We start from the raw sequence: 16,560 nt of genomic DNA, 5'->3' as shown, positions 1-16,560 counted from the left end.
CCGCAAGTGTGTCCCGGCGAATACATCACAAACAGGTTACTTCTCTCCGGCGATTGACCAGATCGGCTATCATTCCGACATTAGGGTCAAGATTTTTGTGTTTTGTTGAAGAGAGCTGCCATGTTCACGCGCCGTACTTTCCTGACAGCAACTGCTGCCACCAGCCTTTTGCCCGGTGTTGCAATCGCAAAGCAAAAAGCCGTCGAATACGATCCCACGCCGCAATACGTGCGGATCAAGAAAGAGTTTTTGCCGGGTCAGTTGCTTGTCGTTCCCCGGTCCTTCTACCTCTACTACGTTACCGAACCGCGCAAGGCGGTCCGCTATGGGTGCGGGGTGGGTAAAGCGGGGTTGGAATTCACCGGCACCGCCACGATCGACGTCAAGAAGGAGTGGCCGACCTGGCGCCCGACTGATGAGATGATCGAACGCGAGCCCGTCACCTATGCCAAGTTCAAGGACAATGACTATGTCCAGCCCGGCGGGGGCGACAATCCATTGGGGGCGCGGGCGCTGTATTTGTTCCAGAACGGTGTCGATACCTATTTCCGCATTCACGGCACCACGCAGCCGCAAACCATTGGGCGGGCAGCATCCAACGGCTGTATTCGCATGCTAAATTCACATGTGGTCGATCTGTATGAACGTGTGCCCATCGGCACCGTGGTCACTGTCGTCTGATCACTGCCGGGTGGCGTTCACAAGCTCCAACACGTAAGGACCTAGATTCTCAACGATCAAGGACACACCTGCGGCATTCGGATGAATGCCATCTGATTGCATGTAGTTGCGGGCGGCGTCCGGATCGCCCCCGGCTGTCAGCCCAGCAAAGAAACTGGGCGCATAACCCGTTTCATACGCTGTCGCCAAGTCGGGATAGATCGCGTCAAACGCTTCTTTGTAATCCGCCCCATAATTCCCCGGCGCTTGCATGCCGACCAGCAGGACATCGACCTCCGAACCTTCTGCTGCTTTTACAATTGCCTCAAGATTACTGCGTGACACTGCCGGATCGATCCCCCGCAGCAGATCATTACCGCCCAACGCCACGATTATGCCGTCCACTTCCGGTGTCAAAGTCCAGTCCGCGCGCGCGGCGCCTCCGGCTGTGGTATCGCCGGATACACCGGCGTTGATCAGGCGCACATCCGCGCCTTGCGCCCTCAACCACCGATCCAACTGCGGTACAAACCCGTCCTCTTCCGGCAACCCATAGCCTTGTGTCAGGGAATCGCCTAAGGCTGCGATTACGACCTGTTCGGCTGTGGCCCCAAAACCGCAGCAAACAAATATCACCGACATCAAAGCCTTGCGCACCATCAGAACCGCTCCATATCCCATTTGACCGCCTTCATTTGGAAAGACCTATGACGACACCTGTTCTTTCGCTCCAAAATGCCGCTTTGTCGCTGGATGGCAATGCCGGGCGGGTCAATATCCTGCATGACATCTCCCTGACCGTGGCCAAAGGTGAGACACTGGGACTGGTGGGGCCGTCCGGGTCGGGCAAATCCTCGTTGTTGATGCTGATGGGCGGGCTGGAACTGGCGACGGCGGGCAAGATCACCGCCCTTGGCAACGACCTGACAGAAATGGACGAAGACGCCTTGGCCCGTTTCCGGCGGGACACGATGGGGGTGGTGTTTCAGAACTTCCACCTTATCCCGACCATGACCGCGCTGGAAAACGTGGCCACGCCGCTGGAACTGGCCGGACACAGGGATGCGTTCGACCGCGCCGAGGCCGAACTGGAAGCGGTCGGCCTGTCCCATCGGCGCGATCATTACTCGGCGCAATTGTCGGGGGGTGAACAACAACGGGTGGCGCTAGCCCGGGCGTCAGCCCCGCGACCGAAGATATTGCTGGCGGATGAACCCACGGGAAATCTGGACGATGCAACTGGTGCCGCCATTGTCGATCTTCTGTTTGGTCTGCGTGACAAACACGGCGCAACACTGGTTCTGGTCACGCACAGCCACAGTCTGGCGCGCAAGTGCGACAGGGTCGTGCGGTTGCGAGACGGAACGATTGCCGAAGACGTTCAGCAAGAGGCCGCGGAATGAGCCTGCGGCTGGCTGGCCGTCTGGCCCGGCGCGAACTGCGCGGCGGCCTGCGCGGTTTTCGGGTGTTTCTGGCCTGTCTTGCGTTGGGTGTTGCCGCCATCGCCGCCGTTGGATCGGTGCGTCAGGCCATCCAGACGGGACTTGCCCAGGAAGGCGCTGCGCTTCTGGGTGGCGATGCCCAATTGGAATTCACCTACCGCTTCGCCAATGAGGATGAGCGTGACTGGATGGAACAGACCGCAACGGCTGTGTCTGAGGTGGTCGACTTCCGCTCGATGGCCGTAGTCCAGCAAGGCGAGGAAGCCCAGCGCGCGCTGACCCAGGTGAAATCGGTGGATGCAGCTTATCCGTTGTTGGGCACACCCGTGCTGGACCCTGACCAAACGCTATCCGCCGCTCTGGATGGTGATCAGAACCTGCCCGGAGCGGTCATGGATCCGGTGCTGATGGATCGGTTAGGTCTGTCCGTCGGAGACCGCTTTTCCCTTGGTACGCAAGAGTTTGCCCTGACCGCCGCCCTGATTCACGAGCCGGACGGGGCTGCCGACGGGTTCGGATTGGGGCCGCGTACTTTGGTACGAACCGAAGATTTACAGGCGTCGGGCCTTTTGGCGCCGGGGACGTTGTTTTCCACCAAATACCGGCTGGCTTTGCCACCCGATACTGACCTTGCGGCCTTGTCCACCACAGCACAGCAAAGTTTCGACAGTACCGGTATGCGCTGGACCGATGCCCGCAATGGCGCTCCGGGGATCGCGGAATTCGTCGCCCGCCTCAGCGCCTTTCTGGTTCTTGTGGGACTGTCGGGTCTGGCGGTTGGCGGTATTGGCGTCTCTGCCGCCGTCCGGGCCTATCTGAGGCAAAAGACCGAAACCATCGCCACGCTGCGCACTTTAGGGGCGGATCGCGCGACGATTTTGCAAACCTACATGATCCAGATCGGTGTGTTGTCCGGTATTGGCATCCTTATAGGCATAACATTGGGTGGGCTACTTCCCCTGCTACTGGCCCCGCTGATCGAAAGCCAATTACCTGTCCCGGCGGTCTTCTCGCTTTATACGCGTCCGCTGGCCGAGGCCGCGCTATACGGGGTTCTGACAGCCTTCCTGTTCACCCTCTGGCCCCTGGCCCGCACCGAAGAAGTGCGCGCCGCGACCCTGTTCCGCGATGCGTTGTCTTCGGCCCGCGCCCTCCCGCGCCCGGTATTCATCCTCGCGACTGGCATCGGGCTGGTCCTGCTGGTCGCATCAGCATCCTGGTTCAGCGGTTCGGCACGTCTGACACTCTGGACCAGCGGAGGGCTGGTCGGCGCGCTGCTTGTGCTGTCTCTGTCGGCTTTGGCAATCCGCAAGTTTGCCCGTTTCGGTGCCAAACCAGCACGTGGTCGCCCGGCCCTGCGATGGGCCTTATCGGCCATCTCGGACCCGCGCGAAGGGGCTGCGTCGGTCGTGCTGTCCTTGGGGCTGGGGCTTTCGGTACTAGCCGCCGTTGGCCAGATTGACGGAACCCTGCGCAATGCTATCGCAGGCAATTTGCCGGACGTGGCGCCATCCTATTTCTTCGTCGACATTCAAAAAGACCAGATGCCCGGTTTTACCGAACGGCTGAACGCTGACCCGGCTGTCACCCGTGTTGAAAGCGCACCGATGCTGCGGGGGATCATCACCCAGATCAACGGACGCCCTGCCCGTGAGGTAGCTGGCGACCACTGGGTTCTAGACGGTGATCGGGGCGTGACCTATTCCGCCGCTCGGCCACAAAACACCCGCGTCACGGCAGGCGAATGGTGGCCGGATGACTATTCCGGTTCACCGCAGGTCAGTTTCGCGGCAGAAGAGGCCGAGGAAATGGGCCTGTCCCTAGGCGACGAGTTGACCGTAAATATCCTTGGCCGGGACATCACCGCCGAAATCACCTCACTACGCGAGGTCGATTTTTCAACCGCCGGCATCGGCTTTATCATGTCGATGAACCCTTCGGCGCTGACCGGAGCCCCACACAGCTTTATCGCTACCGTCTATGCCGAAGAACAGGCCGAGGCTGCCATTCTGCGCGATCTGGCCGGGCAATATCCGAACATCACCGCGATCCGGGTGCGTGATGCGATTGATCGTGTCTCGGGCCTGCTGGCCGGGCTGGCGGCGGCGACCTCCTATGGAGCGGGTGTGTCTTTGCTGACCGGTTTCTTGGTCCTGATCGGGGCCGCCGCAGCAGGCGAAACCGCGCGCCGCTACGAATCTGCGATCCTCAAGACATTGGGCGCAGACCGGCGGCGCATCTTGCTCAGCTTTGCGCTGCGTTCGATCTTGCTGGGCGCGGCCGCCGGATGTGTCGCCCTGCTGACCGGGATATTAGGAGGTTGGGCCGTGGCCACATACATCTTTGACACCGGGTTCACGGTCATCTGGAGTTCAGCCCTGGGTATCGTGCTGGCTGGAATCCTTGTGACACTGGGCGCAGGTCTGGTCTTTGCCCTGCGCCCACTGGCGGTACGCCCGGCCAGCATTCTGCGCGCCGCTGACTAGGATCAGCGCACGCAGGCCACCGGTTGCAGGATTTGCAAAAGCTGTTCGTTGTCACAGACCAGCGCATCCAGCGTGATCTCGTCCAGCGAGGCATAGAAAACCTCGGCAGCGTCGCTAAGCGCCACCCGCAAGCGACACGCATCGGTCAGTGGACAAGTATTGTCGGCATCGGCAAAACACTCAGCGATCGGCAAAGCGCCCTCGACATGGCGAAAAACCGACCCGACGCGAATTTCGTCAGCTGGGCGCGCCAGAGACATACCGCCATTGCGACCACGCTGGGTGCTCAGGTAATTTAGCTGGCTCAATTGATTGATCACCTGTGCCAGATGGTTTTCCGAGATATTGCACACATCCGCAATCTCGGCCTTTGTCACCAATCGATCCTGATGCGCCGCACAATACATCAAAAGGCGCACTGCTATGTTTGTCCGTTTGGTAATCCGCATGTTGGCCTCCCAAATTTCAAGGTGGGACCTTATTGCATGTCTGGCAAAAAAGCGGTTTGACATACATCAATCGCTTAGAAGGACATGTAGGCGCATGGCGGACCCTTATTTCTTTGGCTATGGCAGCCTTGTGAACCTTTCGACCCATGATTTCCCCGATCCGCACCCGGCCCGGTTAAAAGGATGGCGGCGCGCCTGGCGCCATACCGATCTGCGCCCGGTGGCCTTTCTGACCGCAGTGCCGGACCCGGATTGTGAGATTGAGGGGATGATAGCCCATGTCCCGAAAAACGACTGGGCAGCGCTGGATGAACGGGAGTGGGCCTATGATCGGGTTCCAGCCACGCAGGCGGTGACACACTCTCTGACACATGACGTTGAAATTGCCGTCTATGCGGTGCCGCATGACCGTCATACCGCACCCAGCAACCACCACCCGCTGCTGCTCAGTTATATTGACGTGGTTGTGCAGGGTTATCTGCGTGCCTTCGGACCCGATGGAGTGGATCGGTTTTTTGCAACCACCGATGGTTGGGACGCGCCAATCCTGAATGATCGCGCAGAACCTCGGTATCCGCGCCATCAGCAACTAAAACCGGCAGAGACCGAATTGGTGGATGATCGTTTGCAACAGGTTTCGGCACAAGTGCTGCAGACCGGCCAACAAAAAAAGGCAGGCGGTTTGCCTGCCTCATTCGTGTTCTAGGCTGATTAATACCGGATCAGGTACATTCATCCGCGCGCGCGGATCACCTGCAGCAACGGCAGCAAGGTCGCCATTTCCGGGCCCCGCTCCATGCCGGTCAGCGCCTTGCGCAGCGGCATGAAAAGGCCCTTGCCCTTGCGGCCGGTGGCTTCTTTCACCGCCTTGGTCCATGCGCCCCATGTTTCACCATCGAAAGGCCCTTCGGGTAGCAGCGCAACGGCTTCGGCGATAAACTCACGGTCCTCATCCGCGATCAAGGGTTCAGCCCCGTCGCGGCACAGCTCCCACCAGCCTTTCAGATCGGCCAGGGTGGTGATGTTTTCGCGCGCCATCAACCAGAACGGCTCGGCCAAGTCGGCTGGAACGCCTGCGTCGGCAACGGCGTCGGCCACATCGGCCAGCGGCAGCGATTGCAGGTGCTTCGCCGTCAGCGGGAACAGGTCCTGCACGTCGAACTTTGTTGGTGCAGCCCCGAAACGGGTTACATCGAATCCTTCGATCAGTTCAGCCATGTCCGAACGCAACTCAACCGGATCGGACGAGCCCAGACGCGCCATCAGGCTCAGCAGAGCCATTGGTTGCACACCCTGTTCACGCAGATCGCGCAGGGCCAGCGTGCCCAGCCGCTTGGACAAAGCCTCACCCTGCGGGCCAGTCAGTAGCGAGTGGTGCGCAAAGCGCGGGCAAGTGCCGCCCAGTGCCTCGATGATCTGAATCTGCGTCGCGGTGTTGGTCACGTGGTCCGAGCCGCGCACAACGTCAGTAACGCCCATCTCAGTGTCATCCACCACTGACGCGATCGTATACAGAACCTGACCGTCCCCCCGGATCAGCACCGGGTCAGACACCGAGGCCGCATCGATTGAAATGTCGCCCAGAATACCGTCCGTCCATTCGATCCGCTCATGATCCAGCTTGAACCGCCAGACGCCATTGCCACGTTCAGCCCGCAATGCTTCTTTCTCAGTATCCGACAGGTTCAGCGCGGCGCGGTCATAAACTGGCGGTTTGCCCATGTTCAGCTGTTTCTTGCGCTTCAGGTCCAGCTCGGTCGGCGTTTCAAACGCCTCATAAAACCGGCCCATCTCACGCAGTTTGTCCGCAGCTTCGGCATAACGGTCCAGTCGTTCGGACTGACGCTCGACCCGGTCCCAATGCAGGCCCAACCATTCCAGATCCTGCTTGATCGCATCGACATATTCTTCTTTCGAACGCTCGGGATCGGTGTCGTCGATACGTAGGATAAACGTACCGCCTGCCTTGCGGGCGATCAGATAGTTCATCAGGGCGGTGCGCAGGTTGCCCACATGGATATAACCGGTGGGCGACGGGGCAAAACGGGTGGTGGTCATGGAGTTCTCCTGTTGGCGCGGCTCATGTCACAGGATGGGCCAATTGTCCAGCAGAGGCGTTCAGGTCGGCTGTACCGGCCAGTGCCGATCCAGGTCTTTCAACCCGGCGCGGATCAGCTCGGAGAGCACATCCAGATCAATATCCGTCAGCTTGTTCACATAAAGGCAGGATTTGCCCAGTTTGTGTTTGCCCAGGCGCGTCAGGATATCCCCGAAATCCGCATAACCGGGCATGATATAGATCGACAGCGCGGATTTACGTGGGGAAAACCCGGTGGCCAGAAAATCACCCTCGCGCCCGGATTTATATCGGTAATGGTATTGTCCGTACCCGATCATCGACGCCCCCCACATAACAGGTGCAAATCCCGTCGCGTTGCGGAATACTGCATCCAGTACCCGTGCCTCCTCGGCTTTTCGCGTTGGCTGTACCGCCGAAAGGAAACTCTCAACGCTTTGCCCTGTGGGGACGGTTTTGTTTACAGATCGCGCCATGAACAAAATTTAACACGTAATGTTCAACCACACAGCCCATGTCTTGGGTGTATAGGGTGGCAAGTGACCCTCTCCGCCCTACCTAACATCCTGATATTCTGACAGGGAGATCGAAAATGACCATCAAATTGACTCGCCGCGCGGCCCTAGGAGCCGCAGCAGCATTGCCATTCGCATCCGCCGCCGCCCCAGTTTTGGCCGCCGGGACCGAGACCAAGGCCAATTCAACCATCGCCAAATCCTTTAAGTTGGGCGACTTCACCGTCACCACATTGTTGGACGGTAGCCTGCCCCGTGACGGCGCCAAGGATATCTTTGGCGGCGGCGCTTCGGACGAGGATTTCGCCAAGGTCTCAGCCGACAACTTCATCTCGCCCGAGGTGGCGCAGTTCTTTTTTACACCAACACTGGTCAATACCGGGTCTGAGCTGGTTCTGTTCGACACTGGCCTGGGTCAGGGCGGCATTCAGGCCGCGCTGGCGGATGCGGGCGTGACGCCAGATCAGATCAATACCGTTGTGATCACCCATATGCATCCCGACCATATCGGCGGCATGACCACGAACGACGCGCCGACCTTCCCGAATGCGCGCTATGTCACTGCATCGCCTGAGTATGATTTCTGGGCCGCGCAAGACGCAGGCAACCGCGTCGGCGATCTGGTCGCAGCCAAAGTGACACCGCTGGCCGAAAAGATGACCTTTGTCGAAGACGGGGGCGAGGTTGCATCGGGCATCACCGCAGTCGCAGCCTATGGGCATACTCCGGGTCACACAGTTTACCACTTGGAAAGCAACGGGCAACGTCTGGTGCTGACCGCTGATTTGGCCAATCACTATGTCTGGTCTTTTGCCCACCCGGAATGGGAGGTGCGCTTTGACATGGACAAGGCGGCAGCCACTGCATCCCGGCGCAATGTGCTGGGCATGCTGGCCGCCGACAAGGTGCCTATGATCGGCTATCACATGCCGTTCCCGGCGGCCGGCTTTGTCGAAACGCGCGGTGACGGGTTCCGCTTTGTCCCGGTCAGCTATCAGATGATGGGCTAAGCCCTAGTATCCAGGGTCCGGCCGCACTATTGAGCCATCCGTGAAACGGGACAGGCGAAAAGCGGCCGGATCGACGCAAGGCGTGGTTTCGGCGACCAGGTCAGCCATCAGACGACCTGCTGCGGGGCCAATACCAAACCCGTGACCGGAAAAACCGGTTGCAATATACATTCCCGCCATCTCATCCACCCCCGAGATTACCGGCACCGCATCCGGTGTTACATCGATCATGCCCGCCCAGCTTTGTACAATCTCGGCCTGTTCAAGCGCCGGAAACGCATTGCGTGCTTTGGCCCATGCCTTGCGCAACACTTTTGACGACGGCTCGGGGTCCAGCACACGGCATTTTTCGAACGGCGTCACATCGGTTGGCAGCCAGGTCTGATCCTGCTGCGCCTCAGTGCGCCAGCGGCCCGACAATCGAAAGCGCAAAGACCGCCATTCCTGTTTAAAGGCAGGCAGGAACTGTCGACCCAGACGAAAGCTATCGGGCACGATATCAACCGTATTCTCACGACCGGACGCGATGCTATAGCCGCCATCGGCACGCTTTCGCATTGCGAATTCATCCGCCCAAAGCGCTGTTTCAGGACCCTCGACAGGTGACGTGCGCAGAACCGTGTTCAGTACCTTCAGTTGCGGCAGATCAATCCCGGCATTCCTGGCAAACAGACGTGACCACGCACCACCGGCCAGAACCACATAGTTACATGCCACCCGACCACGCTCGGTGAACACACCAGAAACGCGGCCATCCCTAAGATCGACACTGCGCACTGCGCAATTGGTCATCAGCACCGCCCCACGGTCCCGCGCCGCCTCGGCGATGGCGGGTGCGGCCCATTGCGGCTCGGCCCGACCGTCCTGCGGCATAAAAAGGGCGCAATCAAAATCCGCTGCAGTATCAGGCAGCATCGCGTCCAACTCACCCCCGGCCACCAATCTGGCACCGGTTTGCAACCCGTCGACATGGCGTAGCCAGCGTTCCAGATTTCCGCTGCTGCGTTTGCCCGAGGCGCCAAACAGGATGCCTGCACGGGTATAACCTGTCTTGCGGCCGGTCCGCTGATCCAGCCCTTGCCACAGGTGCAGCGCCTCGACCATCAACGGGATTTCCCGCGGGTCGCGCATACCCAGACGCACCCATCCCCAGTTGCGCGAGCTTTGCTCGCCCGCGATCTGCCCCTTTTCACACAGCAGCACCGAAGCACCGCGTTCAGACAGTTCCAACGCGGTGGACGCGCCGATTATGCCGCCGCCAACGACAACGACATCCACGGTTTTGGGCAAGTGCAAATCAGGTTCGACGGGGGTTGGCTTGGGGCCGGGCATCAACCGCTCTTATTTCATGGCTCGAACCGCCATGAAGGCCCAGAGCGAGCGCACAGGCAACGTGTCTTGTGCCGCAGGGGTGATGATTTTCAAAAGCTGTGGCGAACACGCCAATAGGCGCGAGAATTCACGCGCCATTCCGTCCGGATTCACCTGGAAATTAAGCCGCGCCGCGCAACTCTGCCAATTTCTGGCGCAGGGTCGCCCCCAACCCGCTGTCTTTCGTCTCGACCTCTTCATCCATCTCGGCCTGTTGAGGCAGTTCAGGAAAGACGGCCGGCGCTTTTGTGGATTTTACCTCAGGCTCGGGGTCTTCGGACTCATCCTCGCGAAGAAGATCCGCGATGGCAGAATCCAACTTAGCTTCGTCCAGAACCCGCGCCTCGGACTCCATTGATTTGAACCTCAACGGCGGGTGAAGCGGTTTGTCATATCCCTCATACATAATAACACCAAATCGTTAACTCAGACATCCAACACCAAGTGCGCCACAATTCGATACTTTCGAAATAAGGTCACACCGCCCCAGATGGGGCGTGAATTAAGCTAAAATGTGGCAAAAAAATGTCTCAATTTCAAGCCATCTATTCCAAGAGAGGCTGGAAAATTAGAGTGTTATCGGAAAATTTGAAACAATGCTCACCTCTCTGGACGAACTAGCCTAGCGAAGGAGACAATCATTTATTCCTTAATTGGTTCCAGAGCAGTTCAGCCTTTGTCCCGCCAGCGATTCACAATCGGATAGCGGCGATCCAGCCAGAAAGCCCGATGTGTCAACCGAGTTCCGGGGGCGGACTGAAAGCGTTTGTATTCGCTAATATAGATCAGATGCTCGACCCGCCGCGCATCAGCCTCGTCAAATCCGGCAGCGACACAATCGGCGATCGAGCCCTCACGATCGACCAGAATATCCAGAATGGCATCCAAAACCGGATAGTCGGGCAGGCTGTCGCTGTCCTTTTGGTCCTCACGCAGTTCGGCACTGGGCGGTTTGTCGATGACCGAAGGGCGGATCACCTCACCTGCGGGCCCCATCATCCAGTCGCGATGGTTTGCATTGCGCCAGCGGCAGGTCTCGAACACACGGGTTTTGTACAAATCCTTGATCGGGTTATAGCCGCCGTTCATGTCGCCGTAGATGGTGGCATATCCCACCGCGACCTCGGATTTGTTGCCTGTGGTCAAAAGCATCTCACCAAACTTGTTCGAGATCGCCATCAACAGCAATCCGCGCAAGCGGGATTGGATGTTCTCTTCGGTCAAGTCCGTATCGCGCCCAGTAAACAGCGGGGCCAAGGTATCGGTCACTGCTGCCCTGCTGTCCGAGATCGGCACATAGTCATAGTGAACGCCCAACGCCTTGGCGACGGCTTCGGCATCGTCCAACGACGCCTGACTGGTGTATTCCGAAGGCAGCATCACACAGCGAACATTCTCAGCGCCAATGGCGTCCACTGCGATAGCCGCGACCAAGGCAGAATCAACGCCGCCTGACAAACCCAGCAGCGCTTTTTTGAACCCGGTCTTGCCCATATAGTCGCGCAAGGATTGCACCATGGTGCGATAGTCCTGCTCCCATTCGTCGGGCTGCGGCACGATTTCAGCGGGCACAATGCGCCAGCCATCATCGCCACGCTCCAGATCGATCTGCGTCACGGCCTCGTCAAAAACAGGCATCCGAAACGCCAGCTCTCCGCCCGGGTTCAGGCCAAACGTGGCCCCGTCGAAAACCTGATCGTCCTGACCGCCAACCATGTTCAGATAGATCAGCGGCAGGCCAGTCTCGACCACGCGGGCCACCATATGATTCAGGCGCACGTCGTATTTGTTGCGGAAATACGGCGAACCATTGGGGATCAGCAGAAACTCGGCCCCGGTTTCCTCAAGCGTTTCGGCCACGTCCGGATGCCAGCTGTCTTCGCAGATCGGGCTGCCGATGCGGGTGTTGCCAACCGCATAAGGCCCGCCCAAAGGCCCGGCATCGTACAGGCGAACTTCGTCGAATACAGTTTCATTGGGCAAATGATGTTTCAACGACTTGCTGCTGATCCGCCCGTTCTTGAGGATCAGGTACGCATTGAAAAGATTGCCATCTTCTGCCCAAGGTCCGCCAATCGCCACCGCAGGGCCATCGGCGCATTGTTTGGCCAGATCCACGACCGCCGCCATCGCCGCCCGGTGGAACGCAGGCTTCATCACCAGGTCCTGCGTGTTGTAGCCGGTGATGAACATCTCGGGGAACGCCACCAGATCGGCCCCGGCCTCGCGCCCCTGCTTCCACGCGGCCAACGCCTTGGCAGCGTTACCGTCGATATCCCCCACGGTGGGATTGAGTTGCGCCAGAGTGATACGGAAACGGTCGGCCATTGTGCCCTCTTGCCCTCGTCAGTCTTACAGCCATTTAGCAGATCATTGCGCAAGTAAAAGGCAAATGCGGCAAAACCCGTTGCTCTGCCCCCACCGGTACCTTAGTTTTGCGCAAAAGGATCAACACTGGGCAGGCAGGACAGATTATGAACGCTTTTCGCATTTCCATTGCCGCATCAGCAATCGCTCTGATCGCTGCTGGCGCCGCCGCGCAGAACGGTCAGGTAATCACCACGGACGATGAAGTTGGCGGCGTCTATGAAGGCACGTTTGAAAACGGCCTGCGTCACGGAACCGGCACGTATCGCCTGCCTAACGGGTTCGAATATAGCGGTGAATGGGCCGAGGGTGAGATTCAGGGCAAGGGGATTGCCCGTTATGTCAACGGCTCGATCTACGAAGGCATGTTTGTCAAAGGGCAACCCGAAGGGCGCGGCAAGATCATCTATGCCGACGGCGGCAGCTATGATGGTGAATGGGCCGACGGGTCGCTCAATGGCGCTGGCATCGCGATCTATGCCAATGGCGCGCGCTACGAGGGCAATTTCAAAAACGCGCGTTATCACGGCAAGGGCGTGATGACGGACCCCAGCGGCTTTAGCTATGACGGGGACTGGGTTGATGGTGTCAAACAGGGCAGTGGCAAGATTACCTATGCCGAAGGCGGTATCTACGAGGGCGAAATCAAGGATGGTCAGCGTCACGGTCAAGGCAGCCTGACCCTGCCCGACGGGATGACTTACGTCGGCGATTGGGTCGAAGACCGCATAACAGGCTCCGGGCGCATGACCCTTGTCAACGGTGACGTCTACGAAGGCGAACTGATCGAGGGTCGGCGGCAAGGCAAGGGCAAGATGATTTATGCCAATGGCGACGTCTACGAAGGCGACTATGCCAACGATCTGCGCCATGGTCAGGGGGCCTATACCGGCACTGACGGATTTGCATACACCGGCGAATGGACCGACGGGCTGCTTGAGGGTTTAGGTGAGATGACCTATCCGGATGGCTCGGTCCATGTCGGCGATTTCAAGGCTGATCTGGCCGAGGGTAAGGGCCTGATCACCTACCCCGACGGCTCGACCTATGATGGCGATTGGATCGCTGGTGTGATTGAAGGTCAGGGTATTTCCACCTATCCCAACGGCACGGTCTACAAAGGACAGTTCAAAAACGCCAAACCGAGTGGCAAGGGCATTCTGACTTCTGCTGACGGGTCCAGCTATGACGGGGATTGGGCCGATGGTCTGCGTCAGGGCAAGGGCTTGTCCACGTACCCCGATGGCACCACCTATTCCGGCGAGTTCAACGCAGGCAAACGCCACGGGCAAGGTGAAATCGTCATGGCCAACGGGTTCAGCTATTCTGGCCAATGGACCGAAGGCAAGATCACCGGTGACGGGATCGCCACATACCCAAGCGGCGATGTTTACGAGGGCAGCTTTGTCGACGCCAAACGGCACGGCAACGGCACTGTGCGCTATGCCAACGGCGAAGAGGAAACCGGCGTTTGGGAAAACGGTGCATTGGCGACATCGAACAGCACAACTCCTGAGACGGATACAACAGACACCACCGATTCGGACGGCTGAACCATCACCACGGCACGGGGTCTCCGGCCCAATCGAAAAACCCTCCAGTTTCGGCTGGGGTTAAATGCGCCATCACGGTCAACAGGTTCTCGGCGGCTTCATCCGGTGCAACAGCGGGATGACGTCCCAGGTATTTTCGGGTGAATTCAGTTTTAACGGTGCCGGGATGGAGGGCAACGCAGATCGCTTGCTGGTGGGTACGATGCAGTTCGATCGCCCCCGTATGTACGATCTGGTTCACCGCGGCTTTTGCTGCGCGATAGCTGACCCAACCGCCCAGCCTATTGTCCCCGATGGACCCGACGCGTGCCGATAGCACAGCAAAAATCGCCCGGCGATCCCGCGGAAGCAGGCGTGATGCATGGCCCAGAATCAGCGCAGGTCCGACAGCGTTCAACGCAAACTGGTCCATCATTGTCTGTGCTGTGACCGCACGCATTGTCTTTTCCGGGGCCGCCCCGTTGATCTCTAACGCGCCCGAGGCGACGAGGATCAAATCGAAGGGGCCGGACAACTTGCCCAATACGCTCTCGATACCGGCGGGATCGGTTAAATCAAACCCGTCCGTAGACCGCGACAAGGTGGTCACCGCCACGCCCTGCCGCCTCAGGCGGTGACATACCGCCTGACCGATTCCTCCTGACGCGCCTATGATCAACGCTGTTTTCATCACTAACCACCTAGACGTCCTGTTACGCGGATCAATACGCCACTCTTGAAAGAAACCCCTGCAACAGCAGTTAAGGCGCAAATGGGTCTTTTCATTCTGGGCAGGCTCTGTATAAATTCCGCCCCATGATCAACCGCGCAGATATCCCATTTGCCGACACCGCCCTGCGCGGTGCGTCTCTGCGTGGCCTACTGATCCTAATCCGCCTCTGAGCGTGCCATCCGGCGCGCCCGCTCAGAGGAGGACGCCCGCGCGCCATAGGCTTTAGGACAGAAGAAGAAAGAGAATCCCATGACCAACGTGACCGACCAAGACCGCGTCTTGATCTTTGACACCACTTTGCGCGACGGCGAGCAAAGCCCCGGCGCAACCATGACCCATGACGAAAAGCTGGAAATCGCAGAATTGCTGGATGAAATGGGCGTCGACATCATCGAGGCCGGTTTCCCCATCGCGTCCGAGGGCGATTTCAAAGCGGTATCCGAGATCGCCGAGCGATCCAAAAACAGCCGCATCTGCGGCCTGGCGCGTGCCAATTTCGCGGATATCGACCGCTGTTGGGAAGCCGTCAAGCACGCCGGAAAGAACCGAATTCACACGTTTATCGGCACCTCACCACTGCACCGCGCCATTCCGAATCTGACACAGGACGAAATGGCCGAGAAAATCCACGAGACTGTCAGTCACGCGCGCAACCTGTGTGAAAACGTGCAATGGTCGCCGATGGATGCAACGCGGACCGAGTGGGACTATCTGTGCCGCGTGATCGAGATTGCGATCAAGGCCGGCGCCACGACGATCAATATCCCAGACACTGTGGGCTATACGGCCCCGATGGAATCGGCTGACCTGATCAAGCGCCTGATCGAGACGGTGCCGGGTGCAGATGAGGTGGTATTTGCCACCCACTGCCACAACGATCTTGGCATGGCGACGGCGAACTCGCTTGCCGCTGTCGCGGGCGGGGCACGTCAGATTGAATGCACGATCAACGGCCTTGGCGAACGCGCAGGCAACACGGCGTTGGAAGAGGTCGTTATGGCGCTGCGCACCCGCAACGACATTATGCCGTGGAACACCGGCATTGATACGACCAAGATCATGCATATCTCTCGCCGCGTTGCGACGGTGTCGGGCTTCAACGTGCAGTTCAACAAGGCCATCGTTGGCAAGAACGCCTTTGCCCATGAAAGCGGTATCCACCAGGATGGCATGCTGAAGAACCGCGAAAACTTTGAGATCATGCGCCCCGAAGATATCGGCCTCTCGGGCACGTCCTTGCCTTTGGGAAAACACTCGGGCCGTGCGGCGTTGCGCGACAAGCTGGAAACGCTGGGCTATGAGGTTGGTGACAACCAGCTCAAGGATATCTTCGTGCGGTTCAAGGATTTGGCTGACCGCAAGAAAGAGGTGTTTGACGACGATCTTATTGCACTGATGACGCTGGATGACGAAGACGATCATCTGCAATTGGTGTCGATGAAGGTGACCTGCGGCACTGGCGGACAGGCAGAATCGACGGTTGAGTTGGAAGTGGACGGCAAGGATACGATCGCAACCGAACACGGCGACGGCCCGGTGGATGCGACCTTCAAGGCAATCCGCGCGATCTTTCCGAACAAAGCCCATCTTCAGCTGTATCAGGTGCATGCAGTAACGGCGGGCACCGATGCCCAGGCCACGGTGTCAGTCCGTCTGGAAGAAGACGGCATGATCGCAACGGGTCAATCGGCCAACACGGATACGGTTGTGGCTTCGGCCAAAGCCTATCTTCACGCCTTGAACCGCCTGATCGTACGCCGTGAAAAAACCGGCCCCGGTGCCGACGCACGCGAGATCAGCTACAAAGACCTGACCTAGGGACAATGGCTCCCGCACCCGCGGCGGCCCGGCTTCGCCGAACCTTCTTGGGTTTTGGGCCCGGCAGCGCGCCAAAGGCGCGCTGCCGGGCCCAACTCGG

Annotated in this window: 15 protein-coding genes; 7 read left to right on the top strand and 8 right to left on the bottom strand. The window is 58.9% G+C overall.

The features are described 5' to 3' along the window. The first annotated feature begins 120 nt into the window (after positions 1 to 120). Positions 121 to 681, top strand: a complete 561-nt coding sequence (locus ACR0DL_RS13845) for a L,D-transpeptidase (RefSeq protein WP_170350548.1) — start codon at positions 121 to 123, stop codon at positions 679 to 681. Here ACR0DL_RS13845 and ACR0DL_RS13840 read toward each other — a convergent pair whose 3' ends face one another. Then, positions 682 to 1,341, bottom strand: coding sequence for an arylesterase (locus ACR0DL_RS13840; RefSeq protein WP_480689668.1), 660 nt, complete (start codon positions 1,339 to 1,341; stop codon positions 682 to 684). A gap of 26 nt (positions 1,342 to 1,367) precedes the next feature. Here ACR0DL_RS13840 and ACR0DL_RS13835 point away from each other — a divergent pair, with 26 nt between their 5' ends. Then, the gene (locus tag ACR0DL_RS13835) at positions 1,368 to 2,063 is read left to right on the top strand and encodes an ABC transporter ATP-binding protein (RefSeq protein ID WP_480689666.1); all 696 of its coding nucleotides are present in this window, start codon (positions 1,368 to 1,370) and stop codon (positions 2,061 to 2,063) included. After that, complete coding sequence (locus ACR0DL_RS13830) at positions 2,060 to 4,588, top strand: ABC transporter permease (protein ID WP_480689664.1); 2,529 nt, start codon at positions 2,060 to 2,062, stop codon at positions 4,586 to 4,588. The genes ACR0DL_RS13835 and ACR0DL_RS13830 overlap by 4 nt, the downstream gene beginning before the upstream one ends. Before the next feature lie 2 nt (positions 4,589 to 4,590). Here the strand turns inward: ACR0DL_RS13830 and ACR0DL_RS13825 are convergent, their stop codons facing one another. Then, entirely contained in the window at positions 4,591 to 5,037 is a 447-nt protein-coding gene (locus ACR0DL_RS13825) for an RrF2 family transcriptional regulator (RefSeq protein ID WP_170350551.1), read from the bottom strand. A 94-nt stretch (positions 5,038 to 5,131) separates the two neighbouring features. Here ACR0DL_RS13825 and ACR0DL_RS13820 point away from each other — a divergent pair, with 94 nt between their 5' ends. After that, the gene (locus ACR0DL_RS13820; RefSeq protein ID WP_226689348.1) at positions 5,132 to 5,743 is read left to right on the top strand and encodes a gamma-glutamylcyclotransferase family protein; all 612 of its coding nucleotides are present in this window, start codon (positions 5,132 to 5,134) and stop codon (positions 5,741 to 5,743) included. A gap of 26 nt (positions 5,744 to 5,769) precedes the next feature. Here the strand turns inward: ACR0DL_RS13820 and gltX are convergent, their stop codons facing one another. After that, positions 5,770 to 7,095 (bottom strand): glutamate--tRNA ligase, encoded by a 1,326-nt coding sequence (gene gltX / locus ACR0DL_RS13815; protein ID WP_480689662.1) that lies wholly within the window; start codon positions 7,093 to 7,095, stop codon positions 5,770 to 5,772. 60 nt (positions 7,096 to 7,155) lie between these two features. Next, positions 7,156 to 7,590 (bottom strand): DUF1801 domain-containing protein, encoded by a 435-nt coding sequence (locus tag ACR0DL_RS13810; RefSeq protein ID WP_480689660.1) that lies wholly within the window; start codon positions 7,588 to 7,590, stop codon positions 7,156 to 7,158. 116 nt (positions 7,591 to 7,706) lie between these two features. Here ACR0DL_RS13810 and ACR0DL_RS13805 point away from each other — a divergent pair, with 116 nt between their 5' ends. After that, positions 7,707 to 8,639, top strand: coding sequence for an MBL fold metallo-hydrolase (locus ACR0DL_RS13805; RefSeq protein ID WP_425081643.1), 933 nt, complete (start codon positions 7,707 to 7,709; stop codon positions 8,637 to 8,639). 3 nt (positions 8,640 to 8,642) lie between these two features. Here ACR0DL_RS13805 and ACR0DL_RS13800 read toward each other — a convergent pair whose 3' ends face one another. The 3 genes from ACR0DL_RS13800 to ACR0DL_RS13790 form a co-directional block, all read right to left on the bottom strand. Continuing rightward, positions 8,643 to 9,971 (bottom strand): NAD(P)/FAD-dependent oxidoreductase, encoded by a 1,329-nt coding sequence (locus ACR0DL_RS13800; RefSeq protein ID WP_480689657.1) that lies wholly within the window; start codon positions 9,969 to 9,971, stop codon positions 8,643 to 8,645. A gap of 160 nt (positions 9,972 to 10,131) precedes the next feature. Further along, positions 10,132 to 10,365 carry a hypothetical protein gene (locus tag ACR0DL_RS13795; RefSeq protein ID WP_170377676.1) on the bottom strand — a complete coding sequence of 78 codons (234 nt, stop codon included), beginning with the start codon at positions 10,363 to 10,365 and terminating at the stop codon, positions 10,132 to 10,134. 314 nt (positions 10,366 to 10,679) lie between these two features. Further along, positions 10,680 to 12,338 carry an NAD+ synthase gene (locus ACR0DL_RS13790; protein ID WP_480689655.1) on the bottom strand — a complete coding sequence of 553 codons (1,659 nt, stop codon included), beginning with the start codon at positions 12,336 to 12,338 and terminating at the stop codon, positions 10,680 to 10,682. Between the two features lie 146 nt (positions 12,339 to 12,484). On the opposite strand from ACR0DL_RS13790, the gene ACR0DL_RS13785 reads away from it, so the two are divergent. Further along, entirely contained in the window at positions 12,485 to 13,930 is a 1,446-nt protein-coding gene (locus ACR0DL_RS13785; protein ID WP_170551526.1) for an MORN repeat-containing protein, read from the top strand. A gap of 4 nt (positions 13,931 to 13,934) precedes the next feature. Here ACR0DL_RS13785 and ACR0DL_RS13780 read toward each other — a convergent pair whose 3' ends face one another. Then, the gene (locus ACR0DL_RS13780) at positions 13,935 to 14,600 is read right to left on the bottom strand and encodes an SDR family NAD(P)-dependent oxidoreductase (RefSeq protein ID WP_170412771.1); all 666 of its coding nucleotides are present in this window, start codon (positions 14,598 to 14,600) and stop codon (positions 13,935 to 13,937) included. Positions 14,601 to 14,891: 291 nt separating this feature from the next. Between ACR0DL_RS13780 and ACR0DL_RS13775 the strand changes: the two genes are divergently transcribed. After that, positions 14,892 to 16,460 (top strand): 2-isopropylmalate synthase, encoded by a 1,569-nt coding sequence (locus tag ACR0DL_RS13775; protein ID WP_170377680.1) that lies wholly within the window; start codon positions 14,892 to 14,894, stop codon positions 16,458 to 16,460. Positions 16,461 to 16,560: the final 100 nt, after the last annotated feature.

This window comes from Ruegeria sp. BB5, from assembly GCF_056539405.1.
Note: the sequence above shows the minus strand (reverse complement) of the source record. Positions and strands in the feature narration are given on the sequence as shown.